At 50.5% G+C, this 22822-nt stretch carries 18 protein-coding genes and 2 pseudogenes; 6 read left to right on the top strand and 14 right to left on the bottom strand.

Annotated elements, in window-relative coordinates:
* Positions 1–130 precede the first annotated feature (130 nt).
* From RQN30_RS06860 to RQN30_RS06910, 11 genes and pseudogenes are all read right to left on the bottom strand, one after another.
* On the bottom strand, positions 131–337 hold the full coding sequence (locus RQN30_RS06860; RefSeq protein WP_353059834.1) for a hypothetical protein: 207 nt from the start codon (positions 335–337) through the stop codon (positions 131–133).
* Between the two features lie 750 nt (positions 338–1087).
* Positions 1088–1609, bottom strand: a complete 522-nt coding sequence (locus RQN30_RS06865) for a nitroreductase family protein (RefSeq protein WP_353059835.1) — start codon at positions 1607–1609, stop codon at positions 1088–1090.
* 245 nt (positions 1610–1854) lie between these two features.
* Positions 1855–2679 carry a lantibiotic dehydratase C-terminal domain-containing protein gene (locus RQN30_RS06870; RefSeq protein WP_353059836.1) on the bottom strand — a complete coding sequence of 275 codons (825 nt, stop codon included), beginning with the start codon at positions 2677–2679 and terminating at the stop codon, positions 1855–1857.
* 1293 nt (positions 2680–3972) lie between these two features.
* Positions 3973–5124, bottom strand: a complete 1152-nt coding sequence (locus RQN30_RS06875; protein WP_353059837.1) for a YcaO-like family protein — start codon at positions 5122–5124, stop codon at positions 3973–3975.
* A 441-nt stretch (positions 5125–5565) separates the two neighbouring features.
* Positions 5566–7767, bottom strand: a complete 2202-nt coding sequence (locus tag RQN30_RS06880; RefSeq protein WP_353059838.1) for a hypothetical protein — start codon at positions 7765–7767, stop codon at positions 5566–5568.
* A gap of 355 nt (positions 7768–8122) precedes the next feature.
* Positions 8123–9373: a hypothetical protein gene (locus tag RQN30_RS06885; RefSeq protein WP_353059839.1), complete on the bottom strand. Its 1251-nt coding sequence runs from the start codon at positions 9371–9373 to the stop codon at positions 8123–8125.
* Positions 9370–10164, bottom strand: a complete 795-nt coding sequence (locus RQN30_RS06890) for a hypothetical protein (protein WP_353059840.1) — start codon at positions 10162–10164, stop codon at positions 9370–9372. The genes RQN30_RS06885 and RQN30_RS06890 overlap by 4 nt, the downstream gene beginning before the upstream one ends.
* 86 nt (positions 10165–10250) lie before the next feature.
* Complete coding sequence (locus RQN30_RS06895) at positions 10251–10991, bottom strand: ABC transporter permease (protein ID WP_353059841.1); 741 nt, start codon at positions 10989–10991, stop codon at positions 10251–10253.
* Positions 10966–11690: pseudogene (locus RQN30_RS06900) on the bottom strand (ABC transporter ATP-binding protein). Before RQN30_RS06900 ends, RQN30_RS06895 begins: the two are co-directional and overlap by 26 nt.
* Positions 11691–11760: 70 nt before the next feature.
* Positions 11761–11973: a thiazolylpeptide-type bacteriocin gene (locus tag RQN30_RS06905; protein WP_353059842.1), complete on the bottom strand. Its 213-nt coding sequence runs from the start codon at positions 11971–11973 to the stop codon at positions 11761–11763.
* A 397-nt stretch (positions 11974–12370) separates the two neighbouring features.
* The gene (locus RQN30_RS06910; protein WP_353059843.1) at positions 12371–13618 is read right to left on the bottom strand and encodes an IS30 family transposase; all 1248 of its coding nucleotides are present in this window, start codon (positions 13616–13618) and stop codon (positions 12371–12373) included.
* 191 nt (positions 13619–13809) lie between these two features.
* On the opposite strand from RQN30_RS06910, the pseudogene RQN30_RS06915 reads away from it, so the two are divergent.
* The 3 genes and pseudogenes from RQN30_RS06915 to RQN30_RS06925 form a co-directional block, all read left to right on the top strand.
* Positions 13810–14013, top strand: a pseudogene (locus tag RQN30_RS06915) (ATP-binding cassette domain-containing protein); the annotation flags it as partial.
* 17 nt (positions 14014–14030) lie between these two features.
* On the top strand, positions 14031–14735 hold the full coding sequence (locus RQN30_RS06920) for an ATP-binding cassette domain-containing protein (RefSeq protein ID WP_353061799.1): 705 nt from the start codon (positions 14031–14033) through the stop codon (positions 14733–14735).
* Positions 14732–15535, top strand: coding sequence for an ABC transporter permease (locus RQN30_RS06925; RefSeq protein ID WP_353059844.1), 804 nt, complete (start codon positions 14732–14734; stop codon positions 15533–15535). The genes RQN30_RS06920 and RQN30_RS06925 overlap by 4 nt, the downstream gene beginning before the upstream one ends.
* Before the next feature lie 746 nt (positions 15536–16281).
* On the opposite strand, the gene RQN30_RS06930 is transcribed toward RQN30_RS06925, so the two are convergent.
* From RQN30_RS06930 to RQN30_RS06940, 3 genes are all read right to left on the bottom strand, one after another.
* Complete coding sequence (locus RQN30_RS06930; RefSeq protein ID WP_353059845.1) at positions 16282–17730, bottom strand: cation:dicarboxylate symporter family transporter; 1449 nt, start codon at positions 17728–17730, stop codon at positions 16282–16284.
* Between the two features lie 512 nt (positions 17731–18242).
* Positions 18243–18656 carry a hypothetical protein gene (locus tag RQN30_RS06935; RefSeq protein WP_353059846.1) on the bottom strand — a complete coding sequence of 138 codons (414 nt, stop codon included), beginning with the start codon at positions 18654–18656 and terminating at the stop codon, positions 18243–18245.
* Between the two features lie 16 nt (positions 18657–18672).
* Complete coding sequence (locus RQN30_RS06940) at positions 18673–19803, bottom strand: ArsR/SmtB family transcription factor (RefSeq protein WP_353059847.1); 1131 nt, start codon at positions 19801–19803, stop codon at positions 18673–18675.
* Positions 19804–20216: 413 nt separating this feature from the next.
* On the opposite strand from RQN30_RS06940, the gene RQN30_RS06945 reads away from it, so the two are divergent.
* The 3 genes from RQN30_RS06945 (at position 20217) to RQN30_RS06955 (ending at position 22820) form a co-directional block, all read left to right on the top strand.
* Positions 20217–21419 (top strand): ABC transporter substrate-binding protein, encoded by a 1203-nt coding sequence (locus RQN30_RS06945; RefSeq protein ID WP_353059848.1) that lies wholly within the window; start codon positions 20217–20219, stop codon positions 21417–21419.
* Positions 21420–21713: 294 nt separating this feature from the next.
* A complete protein-coding gene (locus tag RQN30_RS06950; protein WP_353059849.1) occupies positions 21714–22625 on the top strand; it encodes a carbohydrate ABC transporter permease in 912 nt (303 codons plus the stop codon).
* A gap of 3 nt (positions 22626–22628) precedes the next feature.
* The gene (locus RQN30_RS06955; RefSeq protein ID WP_353059850.1) at positions 22629–22820 is read left to right on the top strand and encodes a hypothetical protein; all 192 of its coding nucleotides are present in this window, start codon (positions 22629–22631) and stop codon (positions 22818–22820) included.
* Positions 22821–22822: the final 2 nt, after the last annotated feature.

A 22822-nucleotide genomic window follows, 5' to 3' on the forward strand; every position in this document is an offset into this window, starting at 1 on the left:
ATCCGCCGGTGTGTGTCGCCGCTGATTCGTTAACCTTGAGCCCGACGCTCTCAAGCCAGGCCTTGATTCGCTCGACAGTCTCGACCGGTGCACACGTCTTCCAGCGAGATGCATAGTTCATATTATCCTCCTACTCTTGTGTGAAAAGTTGTTCGATCTGTTCGGCAACGACCGGGATTGAATTCGTACGAACGCCTGGAAGCATCTCAATCTGATGACCAGCCATTGATCTCAAGTCGAGACAAAACATACTTCCGACGGCAAGAGTGATATCCCGCTTCTGAGCTTCGACAATACGGCGTAGCGTAAAGGGGAGTTCCGATTCCACTAGTCCCATGGCAATCCTTTGACCCCAGATAGGCAACAAGGGGCGAAGAATTTCTGTAGGGAATCCTTCAAGCAAGCCCTGAATATTCCACGTGTCACAAGGGAAGAGTGTTGGCCCCACGATAAGGCTTCGACCCGTAGTCCACACCGGCAGCACTGTGCCCCCTCGGCTGGACACAAGTTCGAGCGCAGACCTAGCCCTTGCCGCCCCCGCCTCTGTAAGGTCAATGACAACTACGACATCTGTGCCTCGGTCATCGAAGTATGCCTCCAGTTTCGGGGGCATTTCATTCTGTTCAATTGGCCAATGAATGCAGCGGAAATTCCATCCGACGAAGTCATACGGCTGGGCGCTGTCCCACATCGATCCGATGAATAGGAATCGGGACGAGGCAACGGCCTGCCGGACAAGAGAGATGAGCGCCCCCGGGCCCATGTTTGTAGACCCCTCGAGACGTTGAATGACTTCTCGAATCCGTAAGGCACGTTCTTTCACTTCCCGGGCGGCTACGGAGTCCTCAGGGATGGTACGAAAGAATGCGGACATATGCTCAGCGAAGGGTACTGACCTCAAAAAACGTCGAGCACGGAATTAGTCCCCACTGTATATGGAAAGTTCAGCGCAATTAGCCTGCGAGCTAGGCTAGGACTCCTTAGTCGAAGCATCACCTCATATCTGTGGCTTTTCTCCGAATATATCCCTAAAGAATACTCCTCAGCAATTACAGTGAAATCTTCATCCAGATAGACGATGGTCCCGTCAGCCAATGGGGATTGCATATATACACACCTCTTCAGGAGAAAGCGCCAGAGACGCACTGATAATGTCGTCGAAAAACCCACCCCAAGGGATTGCTGCCCTGCCCTCCGCGCAAGCAGTGAGAAGTAGGTTTTGAGCAAGATGGCCAGCCTCTAAGTGCCCCAGCCGGTAGGCCCGAGCGCCGTACTTGATGCTGAGCACGTTGAGGCGCAGCGTAAGGAAGCACATAAGAGAGATACGGTCGAGACTAAGAGCACCAGAGTAAGTTACAGCGAAACCTCGTTCAATTTCCTTCAATGTTAAGGGGCGACGGTCGGTGAGCCCATGGTACTGAGGTATATAGCGCCAGAGGGCACCATCGAGTTCCGAGCCTGTTCCTTGGACCCAGACGTGCAATGAAACTGCACCTGCTGCCCCTGCGCTGGGATAAGCCAGCTGGCTAACTTCCTGTCCGGCGAAGGTTGTGCGGTTCGTCTCCCCAGCTGCAAGGCGCAGCAGGCCCCCAATCTCTTCTTGGGTCATCCCACCGTGAAAATCAGTGCTCGATCGACGTTTCTGCAAAACCTGACATAGAGATACTCCCACGGCCGTGTTGCTTGGTTCTGGCAGTGCTATGAGCTTCCCCTCAGCTTGGTGTGGGGCAGAAACTGAACGCACTCCGACGAATGACATAGTGGTTGGCGAGTGGCTTGAAACTCCGTGGAAATCCAGCGTAGTCTCCAAATCCCAATATGCTCGTCGTGTCGGGAACCATGTCTGCCGTGCCTTCATAAGCCATCCCTCTCCAATACTCGTACGAACCCGTATGCCAGAGCTGCCTCAGCGGCAGGCAACACGGATAGTCGGTTGTTTGTCATGTGCATATGCGAAGCAATGAGCAACGTCGCCTCAGTTGGTGTTATGTCCGCTATAACTGGGGCGAGTTTCCCCGTCATCGCTGATACACATCGGTCTACACGAGCGAGACGTGTTTGGCCTGAAACAATCCGGGAACATATGGTGTTAGCCGACTTTGGAGACAAAATCCTGTCTGTTTCTTTACCGGCAATATGATTCCAGAACTCCGCGTACCGCTGGAAAAAATCGGCGGTCGCTATATCATGCGCTTGGGCTAGACCCCATAATGTGAGTCCGCCTAGGGCTACACGAGCGGAAGGAGAATGAGGTGTAGCAAAAGCAGCCACTGCGAGTGCGGAGGAGTGTTGGAAGGCCCTTTCTGAAGCAGTAATATGGTTGAGCCCCATGTACCGATCTAGCTCCGGGTAATAAGGCATTTCGAGTACTGTGCCGCTGGGGAACCATGGAAGCTCATCTACATCGTCGATATCCTCACCGAACAAATTCACACGCGAATAGAATTCGTTACGATCGAGCGACGGAACTTCCTCGCGATCTAACCATTCCTGAGCTTTCCGAAGTAAGGCTTCGTGCACTCGTTGACTTCTGGTCCTCACTCGCAGGTGCGGACCACCGACCCAGTACTTGATGAAGAACCAATCGGAGTCAAGTTTATGCCCTCCAAATAGGTGAACTGCAAGCCGTTCCTGTGCCTCAATGGAGTGGCACCAGGCGTGGAAAGCGTGCCATTCCATTAGCACTCCTCCCTAGCCGCTGCCGCGAGACTGTTAGAGGCCGGATAGCCTGCAACAATCATATGCATAGGGACGCGGCTCTCTGCCAAGGTTTCCATGATACGGCGCTCATCGAGATCCTTAAGTGGCCGAGTACATAAGCCTGCTCCGGCTGTCGAGATGGAAATAGCCTGTGCCACCTCCCCAGCGCGTATGATACTTGCGGCCACCGCAGCCGCCCCCTGGCGGCGAAGGGTCTCGACATCGACCATGACTAATGCGGCTAAAATCATGTCCTCAAAGGCGATACTCTCCCCGGATGCCGGAGCAGGGCAGAGGGAGCAAGGGGCCATATCCCTATCTTCCGGGTGCCAGAGGCGTCTAAGTCCAAGACGGAGTACTCTTTACCTTCGCGGACCACCAACACCACAGTTACGGCTTCATCCCCTTCCCACCATTTCGCAGTCTGTACTAGGTCTCCTAGGAGTTCTTCCGGGAGCGGTCTCAAAATGAAAGCGAGCCCTTGGTCGGTGTGGCCTGATCCCCGAGAGCGCCGGGCAACAGACCGCCCACTGGCAGGCAGGGGCACCGATGTAGCAGAGCTACGCGGTCCCCTCCGGAGATGGCCTCGACAAGGGCGCGCGCCTCGGGCCCGAGACACCACATATTTGTCACATCAGGTCCCGAAACAGTATGCGGAACGGGACATGGGGAGTCAATATCCGACATAAGCGGTGTCCCTTGCTTAACTAGAGGTGTTAGGTCAATCTGTACAAGCTGAACACAACGGAACCCCTGATTCTGACGTGTGCCCGGCAGATAGGTCACCCGGAGATCATACCCGAGTTCCTGCGCAACTTCACGCACCCCTGGACAAGGTGCCCTGCGTCTAGAAGTGCCAGTGTAATTGCGAACTCTCCGTAAATCGGTCCCAAAACAAGAAAATCACTTTCAACTAGTAGTAGGGTACGGTCGCCGTGTACAGAATCTGGGAGAGGATTGATTACCTTATGCCATGCCGTGGTGACGGGACAGTAGCGCCAAGCGCTTTCTGCGTCCACCAATATCAGATGATTAGCCATACGTCCACGGACGGAAGGAACCGCCGTGTGCAACACATAGGGATTCTCTGGTTCGATTCGTATGGGCGCTATGGTCTCAGCCACCAAGAAGCGCAGGGGAAACTGCTTCTCATGAAGCTCACGCACAGAATCGCCAGGCGAGCTCGTAGGGGCTTGCTTGGGTAATAACTCATCCACGTACGCCGTGTACCTGTCGTAAATGAATCGATGGACGTAGGCATCAATGAAAGATTCATGCGTAGGGGTGGACAATGGGTACCTCCTGTCCTTCTGACAACGAGCCGTTGTAGCCAGCGGCACGCAGACGTGTACGGAGTGCCCGTTCATTGACGCGCCTGTGCTGAAAACCGAACCACATAGGGGATACGTCTGGTGAAATGACCCGCCAAACTCTGCAGCCGATGCTCTCTGATAAGGGGGTGGACAGGTTGACCCCAATGAAGTTAAGGTCAGCGAGCGGGTCAGACAGCAGACCGTCGAGGAGCTCACGTGCGGATAACGCGGATGCGCAGCTCGGTATAACAACAGAACCAGTGACATGGTCGAAGTCTACGGAGTCTGCTTCAGCCAGTGCCCAGTCGTAGATGTGCTCTTGGCGACGATGCGCTGCCCACCTAATATGGTCGTTGAGATCCGTGACTTCTTCTGGCTGGAGTGCTAGACCCGGGATTTCCGGGTTGCGCTCATACACACGAAAACCGACGAGGGCTTCGTCTAGGGCGTTGTGGAGTGCCTTGACGGGGTCGGGGTGTGCGGCTGTGCTCTGAAAAGTCGCCACAGTGGAATTACGCCCCAACACCACTACCATGATGACGGCCAAACCGGGGAGAACGGAGAGGTCTAACACATGCACCTCATTCCCATGATCTGTCATCTCCGTAATGCGAAGGTGTGCATCAGAAGGCAGTGACGCTATATCCACTTTCCTCGGAGTCCGTCTACCGAACCAAAACGTCATGAAGGCGTCCCGTTCAACGAGCTCCGCAAGAGCAAAGAGCTGAGCCTCGGCATCTGTTGCACCCAGTGCCACGCCATTTGAAGTCTCCAGCGCCCATGCGGACTCACCTTCCACGGTCAAGTAAGCGAGTTGCGCAGGTAACCACAACTCGTTGCCTTTCCGTAGGTCCATCCCGCCAACCCAACAAACCTCAGCGCGAGGGTCGAACGGGTGTCGGGATCCGGGCACGAAGTCGACGACGTAATGTAAAATATCATCAGGGTGTAGGATGCGGTATTGGGACTCCATAGCAGCCATAGTGGACTGCAGCAAAGGACGGTGTGGTGTATACATAGCATGGCGCTCCACCAGCTCCAAGAGGCAAAGCCGCTCGGCCTCCTCAAAATTTGCCCCCTCCCATACGCTGTTATCCGGTGCCCTTGACATGCAAATTCCGCCCCCACAAGAGCATCGGAGGTGGACGTGAGATCCCGATAAACATTGGTCACCAGGCCATATCGAGGGTCTAGAAGACCGCGAATTGAGCCGGTATCAGGACGGGGCACCACGCGGTATCCTTGTGTGAACGGAGCATCGGATATGCCTCCTACCGCAACTTCATCGTCCAACTTACACGCTCTCTGGGCCGCCGATAGCCGTCGTACTGAAAGATTTGCGTGCCACAGCTCGCGTGGGCACGTGTCCTGTTGTTGAACAAGCCGGGCAATCGAGTCAAGAACCGGGTCGTCCGAGGGTGAAATCTCCTTCGGTAAGGACGACGCGAAAGTGTGCCCAGTATTACGTGCGTACGCATAGTCTAGGGCCCCCACGTCAGCAGGACCGCACAGAGTCCGATCCGAAAACTGCTTGACTTGTGTAGACAATGTTCTAGTCATCGGCTTGGAGCGAGGAGTTGGGAACAAGAGCTAGTCCCGACTGGGACAATGCATGAATAGGCCAGTGTTCTGTTGGATGGATATCTGCTCCGGCAACCACTCTGGCATCTGTTCCTAGCGCAGCGCCGAGCCTCATAAACGCCTCTGAGACCGCAGCAAGAACAGAAGTCCCAAGATCAGCTCCTTGCCCTGTTGCAGTGACCATAGCCCGAGGGGTGGCTAAGCGGATCTCAACTTTAGTCCCATTAGAAAAATAATTGGGTTCAATTAAAATTCCTGTTGAGCCATTTCTGTTTTTCATAAGGGCGTCGACGCTCTCGTGAACCGATAAACCCGTTAGAGTTTCACTGGGGTAATCCCTCACAGGTTTAGCACAGAACGGCGGCTGCTCCAGACAGAGAGGTGCCACCTCGAGATCGGGAGAAACGGCGTATGCTCGGGACAAACGAGGTGCAACAGAGAGCGAATCAATCCACATCAAAAGGAGATAAAAAGCCACAAGCCTACTGACGTGAGGGCGTCCAAGTGCTGCCCGCGCAAGAACAGGCTCAGGCGAGGAATCACGAAACTCGTGGAATTCCGAGTAATCTTCACTTCCGAGAAGGAGAATTTCTCCCGGATAGCGCCAAGACGGGCAAGCCATCGTATAGAACGCATTAGAGAGTGTCCTCTTACCGCATTTTTGGGCATTATCATCCACTAGAGTTAGAATAGGGCCTGCCGAGCTGGGAACAGCAGGAGGCAGAAGCTCGTGCATCAAAGCCCAAAGATCCCGGGCGAGCCGGCTGCTGTCGGGCGCGAACTGAGGACAGCGAGATCGTAGCAACACATCAATCTTCGCAGGATCTGGATAGTTGCGGATCAGGTAGGTTGCCACCGGACTTGCTGTCGGCAGTGGGCCACGATACACGCTACCACCTGCTGAGAGGAGTTTGAGAGCACGTGGAGACAAATCACGCAGCCCACCGTCCGTGGCTGGACGAGGAGTAGCCAGAAAACTGAGAACAGCCCGAATCTCTTCTTCAGAGACGAGGCCGGCGGGAACGTTGAACTGCCGTCCTCCAGTTCGCAGAAGAGTACCTGCCGATGTCGTGGTGACGAAAGTGTTCTGTCGTGAGACAAACCACACCTGTCCTTCAACGCTACAGTTTTTCGACATTGATTTCCCCTCCATCAATGCGGTAAGGATATAACTTGCCTGCACCCGCTTTCGCGAACTAACACCCATTGCTGGGAGAAGTAGATAGACAAAGTTCACGAGCATACGGAATGTCGAAAACTCCACCCCGTCCATCAAATGTGATTTCTTCGAGAAGGCCTCCCTATGAAAAGCACTCATTCCCCGAAAACGGCGCCGCGCCATTCCGTAGCGCATAGCCCGATAGGGGTTCACCCAAAATCCGCTGGCGCGAGCACGTTGATGTTCATCGAAAATCTTCGAGAATTCAACTTCCCAGCGCTGCAACAGCTCAATCATAGGATCGTTTTTGCTATTCTTTCCGCTTCCGAGACGATTCAAAAACGAGGTAAACATGTCACGATTTAAATCAAAATAACGAGAAAAATCTCGAGCGTACAGTTTCATGTCAGCATGTTCGTAAGAAAGGAAACCAATCATGTGAGACTTAAACGACTGGTATCCCCTTAGCGCACATCTGCGATCTAGCTGAATGCTCGCCACATAAAAGAGACCAACAAGGAAGGGTATCTCCAATGATGACCCTCCCATTGTGAGAAGCCGTAGCGATTCCTCAACGAGAGGCTGCACGCGATACAGCTGTTCGTTATAGAGGTCTCGTTCGATTTGGGCAATATACTCCCCTCGGCGGGGAATTCCCGCAATCTGGTGCCACGTCACCTGGAAGTTGTTCGGGGTATCTCCTGTCTCTCGAAGACTATTCATTTTGCGCAGGTCGTCCCAGCGTTCAGTATATACAGCGCTCCCCTGCAACTCTTGCTCGTTGAGTGTCGAACAGTAGTCATCTACCTGTTGCTGAAGCGCTGTTACTAGAGCTTGAGTCTGTCTCAGGGAGCCGACCGTATACACCACAAGGCAAGGAATAGAACGCACCTGCCAGGTAAAGTAATACCGAGACGGAATTAACTGATGCAGCGTTGATACAAGACGTTCAACAACGAAACGTCTTTTCGCTGGACTAGAAATATTCAGGGCCATCGAAATCTCAACTATCACAATCCATCCTCCTGTCCGGAAACGCATGCCATGACCTCAGTCAAGAACTCTGGTGCGTATGCATTGGGTAGCTCCTCCGAGATCAGCACCTCTGTTGCATGCATTACTTCGCTATAAGCTAGCTGTGTCAGCCAGAGATCGTTGACATCAAAGAACTGTGGCTTCTTGAACTCCTGAGGGATGTTGTGTACGGGACCAGAGAAGGCAGACCTCCGTACTTGCAGATAGAACCGGGAAGGCAAGTCGTGACTGTAGAGCCAGGATGCTACGGCAAGAGGCGCATTTGGCCCTCCCAATGCTGCTCGGAACGCGCTGGTAGCCGAGCGACCTAGTAACCACCGACGACGTTCAAGAATCAAAGATTGGAAACGCACTCGGGGGATAGGACTATATCTTTATTTCCTTCCTCACTAAGGAAAAGTCCTGCTAAATTATTGATAAATGAAATGTTGTCAAAAAGCGAAGCGAAGAAGGCCACCTGACCTGGATAGAGAACTCGAATTAACGAACTCGGAAGGATGGGTACGCGAGTCAGACCATCATACCCTTTGAGTCCGATTCCCGAACCTCGTGGGACGAGCCGACATTGACCCAGGGGAATCTGCCGAATGAATCGACCACCATCACTCCGGTCCCTGCTGGCATCAAACAGAAGCCGTTCTTCATAACAGGGACGATGTATATTGGCATTAAACCCCATCGTCTCGTAAATCTCAATCGGGACTTGGCCGGCCCTGTGGTAGAAAGCGCGAAGCCGGTTGTTGATTTCATCCCCTAAATCTAAGTGGCGCGTGTAGCGGTGCATAAAACTCATGTGGCCCGGATAGAAATTATTTACGACGAGCTTTCCATCAGGGCAGTGCTGTCCGAACACTGAGTAAACATACCCGTGGGCAGTAACCCCGTCCGGAAGCATTCCTTGAAGACGATTGACATCTTCAGAAAGAATCTCAACTTCGGACGTCACGCCGGCCGTAAACCGCCCACGAATTATTTCTATGAATTCCTGCTTAACGCGCTGCAATGCATCCACATTAGGGCATTGACTAGCGAAGTGTTCGAAAGGGTCACTCCAGTAGTGCGCATAAGCAAGGTTGACTTCTGTTAACAGTCTGAAGAAAGCACCATCCGCTAAGTCTTGCTGCTCGAGTTGATCATATCCTCCTAAGCGATATATGAGCTCTTGCTGGATAAGGGTGTTGACGTCAAAGGCGGGGGCTAAAACTAAAAGAGTATCAAGATCGTCAAGCTGGTGTTTGGTTAGACCATCTTCGCTGCCGGTGGCAGACACCTGATCAAGGAAAAGAGCATCACGTGTATCGAATCCGAGTATACCCAGTCTTTCGTTAATACATTCAAAGTAAGTAACGTAATCCTGATGGTCGCTCTCTGAATAACGGTCCACCAATCGCATCCACAAAGCATGCATGGTCCGCAAATCTGCAATTGTTTCGGCAACAGGCCCTTCTACCGGTAGCGCGTAACTTTCCATTCTTTCGAGAAGGGCGGACATACCATCGAGCCGTTCCGTCAAGTGTTCTTCTATGTTGACTAGACCCAGACCAACCATCGTGCGCATGGCATCACGCGCGTCACTGACGCTCATGCCCAGTCGGCACTGTAAGTAGGCAACGTCGATGACAGAGTCCCCGCGGAGAGTACCGCCCTGATTGGTGCGTTGATAGTGGCGCGGAATAAGCGGTCACGGTGCCTGAACACCTTGCGGTTGACAGAATCAGTGGCTTGAGCTACCACATGCAGGGTATGCCCATCGTCCCAATAATTTGAATTGAGCTGAAAATGCACCTGATCGATAATGGCATCATTCAAGACCAGCGCCTCAAATACACACAGCTGATGAACTGTATTCGGCGTAATAGCTGTCACAAGCTGTACAGGAAGACGCCCGTCCACCTTAACCTCAACTTCATTGAGCATAGCAAACGGACTGCTCTTGGTATTGCTTCGTAGGAGCACGCGCCCCAAACCGCGTGTCATCTTTCGTGTCTTTTTTCCAGTCAAGTCAAATTTATTGCTTCTTTTGACAGCCCGAGATAAGTCCGGCGAAACAAAGTTAAGCGATATTCCCAACGGACCAAAGGAGCGAAAAAGCTCGATGGCTGCCTTTTGATGGGTTGCGCATTTCTTCGTGACCTCTTCTATGTAATTTTCAGCGAAAGTGTGATGGTCTTTGAGATTCTGTAAGAAATCTTTGTATGAAGCGTTCCACGACCCATCGGCACAACTCCACGCTTCCCAGTCTTCGAGATTCAACTGACGTAGATGTCGAATAAATTTTTTCCGTTTATTGTCTCGAATGCGTTCGGTTCTGCCAAGCCAATCCGCAAGTTGCGATGCACGCCGGCGCAAATCTTCTTCGGCGGTGGCGAGCTGCATCGTGTCGGGGCCACGAAAGTCCCATACTCCCCAGCACGCGCCAAATGAGAGCTTCTTACGAACTATAGTAATGGGGTGTTTGCGAATCACCGGGGCGCCCTCCAGCGCAGGTATGCTGCAGTCGATGCCACCATCAGAAGTAGCGCCAAGACCGCTATCGACTCCAACAGAGAGCCACTGGAAACAGCGTGAGACGCTGGATCCCAAGCTGCTCTGAGTAGGAGATTGAGTCGGTAGAGAGGGTTTACCTGAGCAATTGTCTTAAGATATCCAGGCATTACTTGCAGAGGAAGTGTTGCATCACTCAAAAGTATCAGTGGAGTAAATATTGCCATTCCTGCTGCTGAGAATTGGTTGGTCTTGTCGAATAGCGCTCCGAAGGTGAATCCGAATACGAGGGCAACGAGTACTGTTGCCAAGAAAGCTGGCACAAAGAACCACAGGGCTGGAGGGGTAATATCAAAAACAAAAAAGGCTAAGAGCAGTATTAGAATGAAAGAAAGCACAGAAACGAGAAACACTTTAAGGACAACAACACACATCACTCTTAGCATGCTAACTGGCGTGACTGACAGCCGACGGTATATTCCATGCTCTCGTTCCGAAACTACCTGATTGGCAACATTGAATACACCGGTAGCAAACAAAATAATTACACAAAAACCTGGAATATAGGCAGCAAAGAAGTCTAGTCCACCATATGAAGCATCTTTGTAAATTGACCCAAATATCCCGAAGCTCACAGCAGGCATTACAACGCTAAACAAGAGGTAAAGCGGTTGCCGAAGGTAAATCTTCAGTTCAATCTTGAGCTGCTCGAGAAGCACGAGTGGACCTCGATTCCTTTGCTATACGTATGTAGAGACTATTCAAATCTGGCACCCCGGCTTGCTCAAGTAGAGGATCAATCTGACCCGCGTAACGAAGCCTTCCGCGGTCTAAATGCACTAAATGTGTACAATTCTCTTGAATCTCAGACATGTAATGAGACGAGACCAAAACCAACCGCCCGACGCAGAGGTCACGTAGCGTGGCCCAGAAATCCAGACGGGCAAGCGGATCCAGACCCGTAGTGGGCTCGTCAAGAACCACTACGGCGGGGTTGTTTAGAAAGGCGAGGGCAAGGTTAACCTTCTGTTGCATACCTCCAGATAGTGAGCCGTATCGTTTATTGATGAACGGACTCAGGTCAAGGAGATTGACGAGATCATCAATAGGAAGCACCGGACCTGAATAGTAGGTGGAGAAAAGACGCAAAAGCTCCAAAGCTGTGGCTGATTCGTAGAAGTTATTTTTCTGCAGGACGACACCGATTTTTCCTTTAGCGGAGCGCCTGACAACTCCGCAGAGAGATCGATTTTCCCCTCGCTTGGGTGCTGAATCCCCATTATTGTCTCAAGAAGCGTCGTTTTTCCGCTGCCGTTATGCCCGATCACCGCGACAGTCGCATCGGTAGGCGTTGTGAAAGAGACTGAGTCCAGCGCCTTGACGGAGCCGAAGTTTTTCGATAAGTTTTGAACGTCCATTCGACCAGTAATCTCTCAAAGTCTGGCCGCCGACGGAAAAGAAGGCAGACCGGACAGTTGTGCTGTGGTATCAACCGCCGATGTGAACGCTACAGCAAGAAGTCGAGACGCAGCACGAGCAACTATTACAAGAAGAAATGCCCGATGAAGCAGCAGTTTCGGAGAGCGTCATAGTCTCGTCAAGTTCCACGACCTCGATACCGTCGAAAGCATCAGATAGGTCTTGGAAGTCTAAATCAGAGAAATCCTGAAAGTCTATGTCGGTGGTAGTTGGAGAACTCATGGCAGTTTCCCTTAGCTAGGTTTGAATATTACTAAGGTGCATTTACGCCCCCAAAGAGTGTCCCTACTTGCGACCAACGCCGGATAATCTTTCGAGTACATGGTAGCGCCTGTGGTCATTAGAATAACTCACTATCTTGGCTTTGTCAAATCGTCGGCGTACCTTACATATATTGAGCGCGTAAACATGGTGGTGCCTCATGTTGTTTGAGCGCGAAAAAATGTTGGTATGAGTGATCGGATTATTTCTATGGGTACGCGTGTGGAGGTGGCGAGCCGGTTGCGTAAGGCGTACCGGAACGCTACAAAGGGTGAAAAAGGCCTGGTGTTGGATAGTTTTTGCGAGGCTACGGGTATGTCACGTTCTTCAGCGCGGCGTTACCTGACCAGGGTGGCTTCTAGGGGTGGTTGCAATAGTTGTTGTTGATTAGTTCGATTATATGCTCGCTTGATTTGTGCCAGTTGAGGGTTTTCTTGGTCTGTCGCCCCCGTTCTTCAGCGACGGTGTCGAGGTAGGTTTCGGAAAATTGGGATAGGTCGATACTCTTGGGGAAGTATTGACGTAAGAGTCCGTTGGTGTTTTCGTTGGTGCCGCGTTGCCAGAGCGAGTGCGGGTCATAAAAATACACATCAATGTCTAGCTCGGTAGAGATTTTCGTATGGAGTGCCATTTCCGAGCCTTGATCCCAGGTAAGAGAATTACGTAAAAGTTTAGGAAGGTGCTGCATTTTCTTCACGATAGCTTCTTGCACGCTACCAGCGTCATGACGATCAGGAAGATGTAAGAAAATAGTGAACCGTGTTGTGTGTTCTATGAGTGTGCCGATAGCACTCTTGTTGCCAGCACCAAGGATAAGATCGCCTTCCCAATGCCCTGGAATCATACGTGTTTCTATATCGTCTGGGCGGTCATGAATCAACACCATTGCTTCACGCAAACGAGGCTTACGCGTTGATATATCAGAGCGTGTTTTACGCACGGCTCGACCGCTTCGCAGAGCGTTTTTAACCTCAAGTTTGAGGCTGCCGCGAGCATGAACATAGATCGCTTGATATATTGTCTCGGCACACACATACATCGACTCATCATCAGGGAACATCTGTTTTAGTCTGCCACTGATCTGTTGCGGCGACCAATGCTTACCCAAGCACTTTTTAACCAGAGTGAACAAGACAGGATAAGCAAGTATTTTCGCTATCTTGGGGTGTTTGAGACGGCAATGAGATAGTTGATGAGCCCGATACGGCTCACATACCCCGTTATCTGGATTCGTATTAGCTCTTATTTCACGGCTAATACTCGATGGAGCACGTCCTAGATACCGAGAAATACTAGGGATAGCCTGCCCGTGATGAAGTATGTCGGCAATTGCGATGCGTTCGTCTTGCGAAAGATAACGAGAAGAAATCGGCTGGGGCTTATCCATATCAACACGGTACCAATCCGCGCTCGGTTTCTCGTTACGCCCACTGTTTCTGGTCCGCCCATTACTCCAGACCTTGCCCGTACGTTTCGAAACCCCAACAGCCCTGGCTGCTTGCGTGAAATTCAATCCCTCGTTTAATAACTGAACATAATAAACACGACGAGCAGCACACATCAACGAACGCGACGCATACGCAACACCCCGATACTCCCGCAACACCCGAAAACACTCCCTCACACATCAGGTGCTGCAACGATCCCCAGATTCCAAGCTGGTGTTTATTTTTTTGGGGGGGCAGTGCCAGGGATATTATTTTTCCAGACGGACTTAAAGTCCTTGCGAGAACCAATTTTGGACGAATTCAAAATTGATATTTCTGAATGTTGCGGAGCTGAGCGGGGTGAATAGTTGTGAATAATACTGGCATTTTTCTTAAACTTGAGCATGTTTCTGTTGATTATGGCGGTACACGCCCGGCCTTGTCGGAGATCACGGTAAACTTGCACGGCGGCCGCGTTATTGGTTTGCTCGGGGCGAATGGTGCAGGTAAAACCACGTTGATTAACGTGAGTGCAGGTGTGCGCACGCCAACCTCTGGGAGTGTCACAGTAAAGGGAGGGCCGCTAGGTTGGTGTGCCCAACAACTGATGATCGATTGGTTCGTGAGTATTCGCACCAATGTGTGGATGGGAGCCTCCTCGCCGGTTTACGCGGAGCTGAAGCCTGGAAACGAGCTGATGAGGCGTTGGCAAGTGTCGGGCTCGAAAATGAACCGATTCATGAAACTCCCGAAATTTTGTCTGGCGGTCAGCAGCAGCGCCTCATGATCGCGCGAGTGCTCGCAATGCGTCCGCAGATTATGCTGCTTGATGAACCAACAGTTGGTTTGGACTTGGGGCACATCGCACGTTTGTCGCAAGCGATACATGCCAGCCGTGACCAAGGGAACCTGGTCGTGATTTCTTCGCATGATTTTACTGCGATTGAGTCTCTGATCGATGACGTGTTGCTATTGGATGGCGGCATCTTACGCTTTATGGGGACTAAACAAGAATTCGTGACACGGTTTGCGCAGCATGAAAACATCGCGATCGAGCTGGCAGATCCGGTAGCAGATCTTTTCCACCTCGCTCTTCCTCATGATTACAACATCACTATTGATGATGACGGGCGGCACCTCACACTCACAGTTCCGACTGGGACTCCTTTCGGCGGTTTGCTGCGCAGTATCGAAGCCGAAGGAGGCATTGTGAAAGATGCGGTACGCCGCGGAGTGACCTTGGGCGAAGCATTTTTAGCAGCGACCGCAGGCGAGCAGAAGGAGCAGAGCCGATGAGCCAGCGTGCATATAAATCTGAAACCAATGCTGATTCGCGATCCGCGGCATCTTGGTTCCACTCGCTCGCGATTATGATGCGGCTGGAATGGCTCGGAGCCGAACTGCACACCTGGCAGCGTTGGGTGTCCCTGGCGGTATTGCCGATGACATATCTTGGACTGCTCGGTGTTGGGCTTGCCTCCGCCTTTGGGGACGGCACCTACCTCAATTTCGTTGTTCCTGGCGCAATCGTCATGCAAGCTCTCAGCGGTCTGAATAGAGTTGTGGCGCGGACGGTCACTGAACGGCGCTGGGGTCTTGCCGCATTCAAACTGCAATCAGGCGTTCCTAAGTCGGCTTATCTGTTTGGTCTGATTTTTCCTGGAATCGCGATATTTACGGTGCAAGCTCTCATCTTATTGGTCTTTGCAGCGATTCTCGGGGTGCGTTACAGTCTGCTGACTATTGCGGTGATGATGTTCGCTGCCGTGCTGGGCGCGCTCACGTGGAGTCTGCTGAGTTTCGTAGTGGCGTCTGCAGTGCGTAATTATCAGACTCGCGATTTCATTCTGACCATCACGATCATGCCGCTCACTTTTGCGGCTCCCGTATTCTATCCCCTTGATAGTGCGCCGCTTGTACTCAAGATGTTGGCGCTCATCAATCCGCTCACATATCAGGTTCACTTGGTACGCGGCGCCGCCTACGGGCAGATCGAAATGCTCCCAGTATTCGTCTGCCTTGGCACTCTTGTGGTGGCTGCAGTAATGGCATTATTTGCCGCCCGGAAAATGCAGGAACTATCTTTCGAAGGATAGAATCCCTCCAGTCCGCAAGGTGCCGATCCATTCTTGCCCCAAAATAAAATCACGTAACTGGCGGCAAAGTTCACGTGATTTCACGTAACTGATGGCAAAATTCCCTATATGGTTACGTAACTGGCGGCGAAATGCGCGATTTTATTTCCCAACGGGGAATCGTCGTTACTTTGAACTCGTGACCAGCATAAACACAAATGCTTCTGACGGTGAAAACCACAGCCTGAGTTCTTGCCGCCGCTTACGTAACAAAACCGAGTTCCCGCCGCACAGGGCATATTTTATCGCGGTTTTCTTAACTCTCCGCAGATGAAATGTCCGACATACGGAATAACGACGGCAAGCCGCGAACTAGCGCATAAATCTCACAAAATCAGAAAGTATGCGAAGAACGGCGTGCTGCCGGCGTTTTATTAAGTTTTATTAAACCGAAAATCGTCGTGATTAAGGAAATAATGTTGGGATTAAGGAAATAATGTTGGGATTAAGGAAATAATGCAGCAAGCTAATTCCAGCAATCAGAAACTATACTGGTAAGCCTGCATCTAATCCCAAAGTGTGCCAAATAGCAGATCAAACAACGCTGTGAGAAAAATAAGTACGCTCAGAAATGATTATCTTTCTGAGCGTACTTTTAGAGAAATTTAGGGAGATTTCGGAAAATTTTGAAAGACCGCGCGGCCTTAACCTCCGCCCGAAACCACCATACCAACCGCTGCCCGAACCGGATCCCGGTTCTTTATGCTTTATTTATCCGCTGGCAAAACCGGCATCGGGGTTGGAGTGAGACGATCGGCTGGATTAACAGGAGCCGGCGGCACGCCTACAGACACCTTTGTGTCTTCACCGGAAATACCGTGAGCATCATCGGTCATCTTAGCGTAATCGAACTTATCGCTGCCATTCAGCACAGCATTCGCCTTATCGTAATCGATTGTGCCGGTCCATTTACCGACGATTAATGTCGCTACAGCGTTTCCCGTAAAGTTGGTCAGCGCACGGGCCTCGCTCATAAAGCGGTCAATACCAACAATCACACCCACACCGTCAAGCATCTCAGGGCGGAAGCTTTGCAAGCCGCCGGCGAGAGTGGCAAGCCCAGCACCGGAAACACCGGCTGCACCTTTGGAAGCAATAATCATAAAGATCAGCAACCCCATCTGCTCGGGAATACTCATCGGCATATGCATTGCCTCGGAGATAAACACAGCACTCATCGTCAGGTAAATCGCTGTGCCGTCGAGATTAAACGAATATCCCGTCGGCACCACAATACCGACAGTAGATTTATCCACACCCGCATGCTCCATTTTTGCCATCAGATTCGGCAAAGCAGATTCGGAAGAAGATGTGGCAACAATCAGCAAATATTCACGCGCCAGATACTTAATCACCTTGAAAATATTAAGCCGCGCAAAGAACGCAAGCGCCCCGCCCATTATAATCACGATAAACAGTACGCACGTGATGTAGAAAGCAAGCATCACTAGACCGAGCGACGCTAATGCCGCAGCTCCCGTTCCGCCAACCACAGCAGCGATAGCACCGAATGCGCCGATTGGCGCCACCCAGAGAATCATGATGAGCACCCGGAAAACAAGTTTCTGGAAAGCGGCGACAGCGCCCAGGATTGGTTCGCCTTGTTTCCCCATACGCTGTACCGCAAATCCTACCAGTAAGGCGATAAACAGTGCCTTGAGGACGTCGCCTTGAGTGAGGGCAGAGACAATGGTGGTCGGGATAATGCTCATCACCAGCCCTTGCAGCCCGGCAGAGCTTTTATCTGCGGAGCTTGCATACTCGTCGCCGCTGCCCGGAGTGATCACGAGCCCTTCGCCCGGCTGAATCAGATTTCCGACGGCAAGACCGATGAAAAGTGCAAGTGTAGACATCACGATAAAGTAGGCCAGAGCCATACCGCCGGCTTTCCCGACGGATGCAGCGGCTTTAACAGAGCCGATCCCAAGCACAATGGTGCAGAAAATCACGGGTGCAATCATCATTTTGACGAGTCCGACAAATGCTGTGCCGAGCCATTTCATTTCTTTTGCAGTCTCAGGAGCGGCAAGCCCAAGCCAAATTCCAGCTGCGACAGCGATAATGACCATAATGTAGAGCCAGTGGGTCCGGTCGCGGCGGGGCTTTTTCGGCTCTACCACCACAGGGTGTTGATCCTTATAAATCATTGCAGCCATTGTTTCCTCTCATCGTTTAGCGTGCAGCATCTTCACGGATGCGGTACAGTGAGTGTTTTACACGGGGGGCTTAGCGGTGCGGTAGCTATAATCTACGGGCGTCATTACCCATAGATTTACATTCGTTACCGTAACACTAAGATATTGCTCTCAAGCCAGGCGTGACTTTCAAACTAATCGGCTTTCAAGCTGGGAAGCGCAGTAGAACTAAACTGCCGCAGCAGAACCAGGTTCCGGTTGCGACGGTTGTACTAAACCGTAATCATCAAATGTGAAACTTGCTCTGCTGTGTGCTGTTGCTACTGGTTGGGGGCACAGTATGCCGGGTGCGAACCGCTGTGCCCGGCTTGCAACGCCGTACAGCGACACACATTAAAGCATACATATAGGTACTATAGTCCTATAATCTGATTTTGTACAGCGATTTTGTGGCATATTTTGCTGATTTTGTGCTGAAATTACAGATAGCCTGTATCGATTCGCTGCACAGTTAATAGTTAGTTGATAGTCGGTTAATAGTTACCGCCGAGATCTTTTAAGACATTGGAAATATCGCTGTAACGGAATGTATCCGATTTTGAACCAATTGACACTACGAGAAATTCTTCCGCTCCGACGGAATATAACACGATGAGGTTATAGTCCGATCCGAGGGAACCATTTTTCACTCCGCGTACACCGGGGTTGAAAAATCCGCTTTCCGGGTCGAGAAACTTGTTCGTGTTTGCCCAGGTTTGGCTCTCTCCGCCAGGCAGCACGGCAGTGTAGGAAGATTGGGAAACAATATTGCGGATCCATTGCTGTTTCAGAAGTTTCTCACACACGCTTCCCAAATCTACGACGGATGCGGAACCGATAAAATCATAACCGCTTGGATCGTGAATTTTTGCCGCATTCCATCCCTGCACCTGCACAAATTCATTCAAATCTTCAAGGAAAAATCTATGCGCTGTGCCGTGTCTGAAACTTCAGGATGCGCTCGGGAAGCCACAAAATCAGCCAACACATAGGCAGCATCATTCCCGGAAGGAACCAGCATTGCCGCAACCAAATTCTCCACCGTATATTCGGATAAACACAGAAAGCGTGAATCAATCCGAGAATACAACCAATCACAACGAAAGAATCAAGCGTAAAAATCAGGCTGCTTTTCCCCGCCCGGTGTATGCGAATAATAGAGCGTGACGACGACGTCTTGCGGATGATTGCCGAATTTTTGCCGAAAATCGTCACTCCGCCATTGTTTCGTGCTTTTGGCGCTACACCGATCCGAAGATTAATGAAAGGCGATTTTTCAAGATGTAAATCGTCAATAGTCACTAACGACACTTCCTCACCATCCACACCCGTACCTTTCTTATTAATCCGAACATGTTTCAGCAACCCGTACTGACTGAAATTTTCACTCCACCAATCTGGGGTGAGCCTGCCGCGAACATCAGAAAAATTTCCCGGGCACGTCCACGCGGCAGCGTCCACACCGTTCACGCTAAAAGCAATATCGCTTTTCCATTCATTATTTGATTCCGGAAATTCACTCGATAGCTCCACTGATATTTCAAGCATTTCCGGGCGAAAACCCGGATTAATCGGATTCGGAATACGGTATTCCACAAAACCGTCGTTAAACCATAAAAGCGATGCGTGAACGCGCTCATTTTCTCCAAACGAGCGCGGCTCATCAATTTTTCCAATAATCCTCTTCTCCGTCAGCAGCCCGCATGTTGGCTCCACATGAAAATCAGAATAAAATCCGACGGGGATTTCTTGCCGTACAGATTCAAAAGGCACATATATTTTCCGCGGGAAAATTATTTCCGCACGATCCACATTCATTGAATAATATCGCCGCCGTAAATCTGAATCATCCCCGCTCCGATCTTCCCGAATCAGACCGCTTTCTTCGAGTTGAGCTAAATGGCGCGACATCACAGCTTTACTTAAATGCAGCTTGCATGAAAGCTCGGTAGCCGTCAGGGATCCAGCTGCAAGCGATGTCAAAATATCAAGCCGCGGCTGGGACGCTAAAGCCTTGTAAACATTCAGCGATTTTTCGTCAAAGCTCAATTCCATGCTGTCTCCATACTGGTGATAATTTTTATTGGCGGCAGTTTCTGTTCGCGCCGGTGAAAAAGTTTCACCGCCGAAAAACTTTGCTTTTCAGACTGCCCGGCCCGCCAATCGGCAGACTCTCCAGTCGGCGCAGCCTGCAACTGCCGCGTTTAAGATTCGCAGCCACCACATAAATCTAGTTGCTAACTCACGCAACTATCTTACGTGATACAAGCAACTATCTATCAATATTTGCAGAAAATTGCACATATATCCGGCAAATATCCATTGTTTAGTACACATAAGAGTGAAACAATTTCAATATGTGAAAGCCTTGCAAGGCACATCGCACACCCACTACACATTCCGCATCGATTCAACGGAGAAGAAATGTATCAGGAAATTAAAAATTTGCACTCCGATGCACAGCAGGAGTGCTGGCTCTCGGATTGGCGGCTTGCGGGGCACAACCGTCGTCAAACGCCGATATCGCAGAAATCATTATCTGGACACAAACATCAGGCCCTGACGCTGAAGCGCAGCAGGCAACTTTCAAAGCCTACAACGCTGCTAACCCGCAATATAAAGTGAAGATGATTTCGATGAAGAAAGAAACCTTCAATGCCAAACTCGCAACCGCCGCACGAAGCAGCAAAGACGTGCCGGATATTGCAGTAGTCGCTTCGGAAGAAGTTCCCACCTGGCAAGCCCAAGGAATCCTGGTTCCGTGGGGAGAATCTTTGCACGGAACGAAAGTAACCGCAGACGCATACGTACCAGCAGCATGGAAAGTCGGAGAAATTGCTGGTGAACGCTATGGAATTCCCGGAACTATGCCCACATGGATTTCCTATTACAACAAGAAGCTCATAGACAAATACGTTCCTGGAGCTTTAGACGACGGAATCATAACTTTCGACGAGATTGACACCGCCGCACCGAAAGCGAAAGCAGATGGGGTTTACGTTTACGCAAATGCCTGGCCGTTCCAGAATTACGATAATCTCTATCTGCAAATGGGCGGAAAATGGCAAAACGATCAAGGAAATATTTCCGTCGCCAATAACATTTCAACAGCAGTATTTAAAAAGCTTCAGCAGCTGAACCGCGGCGGATACATGGTTCCGCACGGCAAAGATGCCGACAAGGAATTCTTAAACGGCAAACTAATGGTTATTCCGCAAGGAACATGGATGCTGAATACTTTCAAAAAAGCAAAATTTGAATGGGGTGAATCTCTCGTACCGCAGTGGGATATAAATAATCTTGTGCAAGCCTCAGGCACAGATCAATACGTGGTGATTAAATCTGCGCAGGAACGCCCCGCAGAGAAACTGAAAAGCATGGCAAACCTGATGGAATGGCTGCAAAGCAATCAGCTGGAAATGTTGAAATCCGGAGCAAATCCCTCAGCTGTTGCAATGCTGGAGAATGAAGAATACTCCCGGATGCCGCAGTCTTTTCTGTTGAAAGACCCCAAAATGTTTAACGCAATCAGTATTATCACCACTCCCGGGCTGAGCTATGTGAATACAGAAATCGATGCTCGAAGCTGGGATATGATCGACGGAAAAGCAGATATTGCCAAAACGCTGAAAACTATCCAGAAAACTGTCGAGCAGAAACTGCAGCAGTAGTTTCCCAACGCTCCTTTGTGTTCCTTTCAATTCATTATTCCCTTTCGATTTTCTCCTTTAAAAAATGCGGGTTTTGCAGGCGCATCCGCGGTAAATTCGCTTGCCCCGCAAAACTCGCATGAACTTAAAATCGCCGGCGCAAGAGATACACGAGAGGTAAGAGCCGTAAGCAATGTAAGAACACCGAAAAATATAAGAAACGGAAGAGCGCAGATACCGGCAATGCAATCAGAAAACTTTCGAGATTGAAACAAATAAAAGTCACTTAAATCGGAAAAACAGGCAGGTACGGAGATGAATTCACCAATGAAAAAGAAAAAGCTGCGGCGTTCGGGGTATCGTCCGACACTGTGGCCGGCTCTCTTTGTAGGGCCGCACGCAATTATTTTCGTACTTTTCTTCCTCATTCCGGCTCTCTTCGGAATTTATATTTCTTTTACCCGATGGACCTTGTTCGACACTCCGCAATGGGTTGGGTTTGCTAATTTTCACGAGCTGCTTTTCGACACCGATTCCATCTATCACCAGCAGCTTGTCAGCGGTCTGGGCGCCACAGTATTTTTCGCCGCACTCACAGTGCCGTTGTGTATTGCTATTCCACTGTTTATCGCAGCACTCCTGCAAAAAGTATCCCGGATCCAAAAATTTTTCCAGGCAATTTTCTATCTTCCAACTCTGTTCGCCGTATCTGCCGTCATGCTGATATGGGTATTCTTGCTCAGCCTTTCTTACGGACCGCTTCCGGCATGGTTCGGGCTTAGTATCAATATTTCTTCCACGCAGCCCTGGGCGTGGGCAGCTATTATCGGAATTACAGTGTGGTGGTGTATCGGCCAAAACCTCATTATTTATGCGGCTGCTTTCGGAAGTGTACCGCGAGAACATATCGAGGCAGCCCTCTTGGATGGAGCAAATTCGCGGCAAACGTTTTGGCACGTCCAGATTCCCGCTATTCGTTTTCCGCTGTTTTTCACGATTGTAACGACAGTTATCGCCCAGTTTAACGTCTATGGCCAACCGCTGATGTTCACAGCGGGAGGACCTAACAATTCAACAAAAGTTTTGCTGATGAATATTCAGGAAAATGCTTTTGGAGCAGGGATTCCGGCAGCCGGAATGAGCTGCGCAATGGCCGTCATTTTAGGAGCGTTCATCATTGCAGTCTCAGCAATCCAATTTGCAATTCTCAGGCGGAAAGGTGATTAAAAAATGATTAGCATAAAGAAAAATCCGGCAGCTCGCATCCTTGCGCTAATACTTCTTATATTTCTTGGCATACTGTGGATTTTCCCGCTTGTGTGGGCATTTTTCACGGCTTTCAAATCAAATAACGAGATTGCAACTTCTGATTTTCAGCTTCTCCCCAGCAATGGTCTGCCGAAAATTTTTCAATTCTGCTAAAT

Source organism: Arcanobacterium hippocoleae, assembly GCF_040360365.1.
GTDB classification, from domain to species: Bacteria; Actinomycetota; Actinomycetes; order Actinomycetales; family Actinomycetaceae; genus Arcanobacterium_A; species Arcanobacterium_A hippocoleae_A.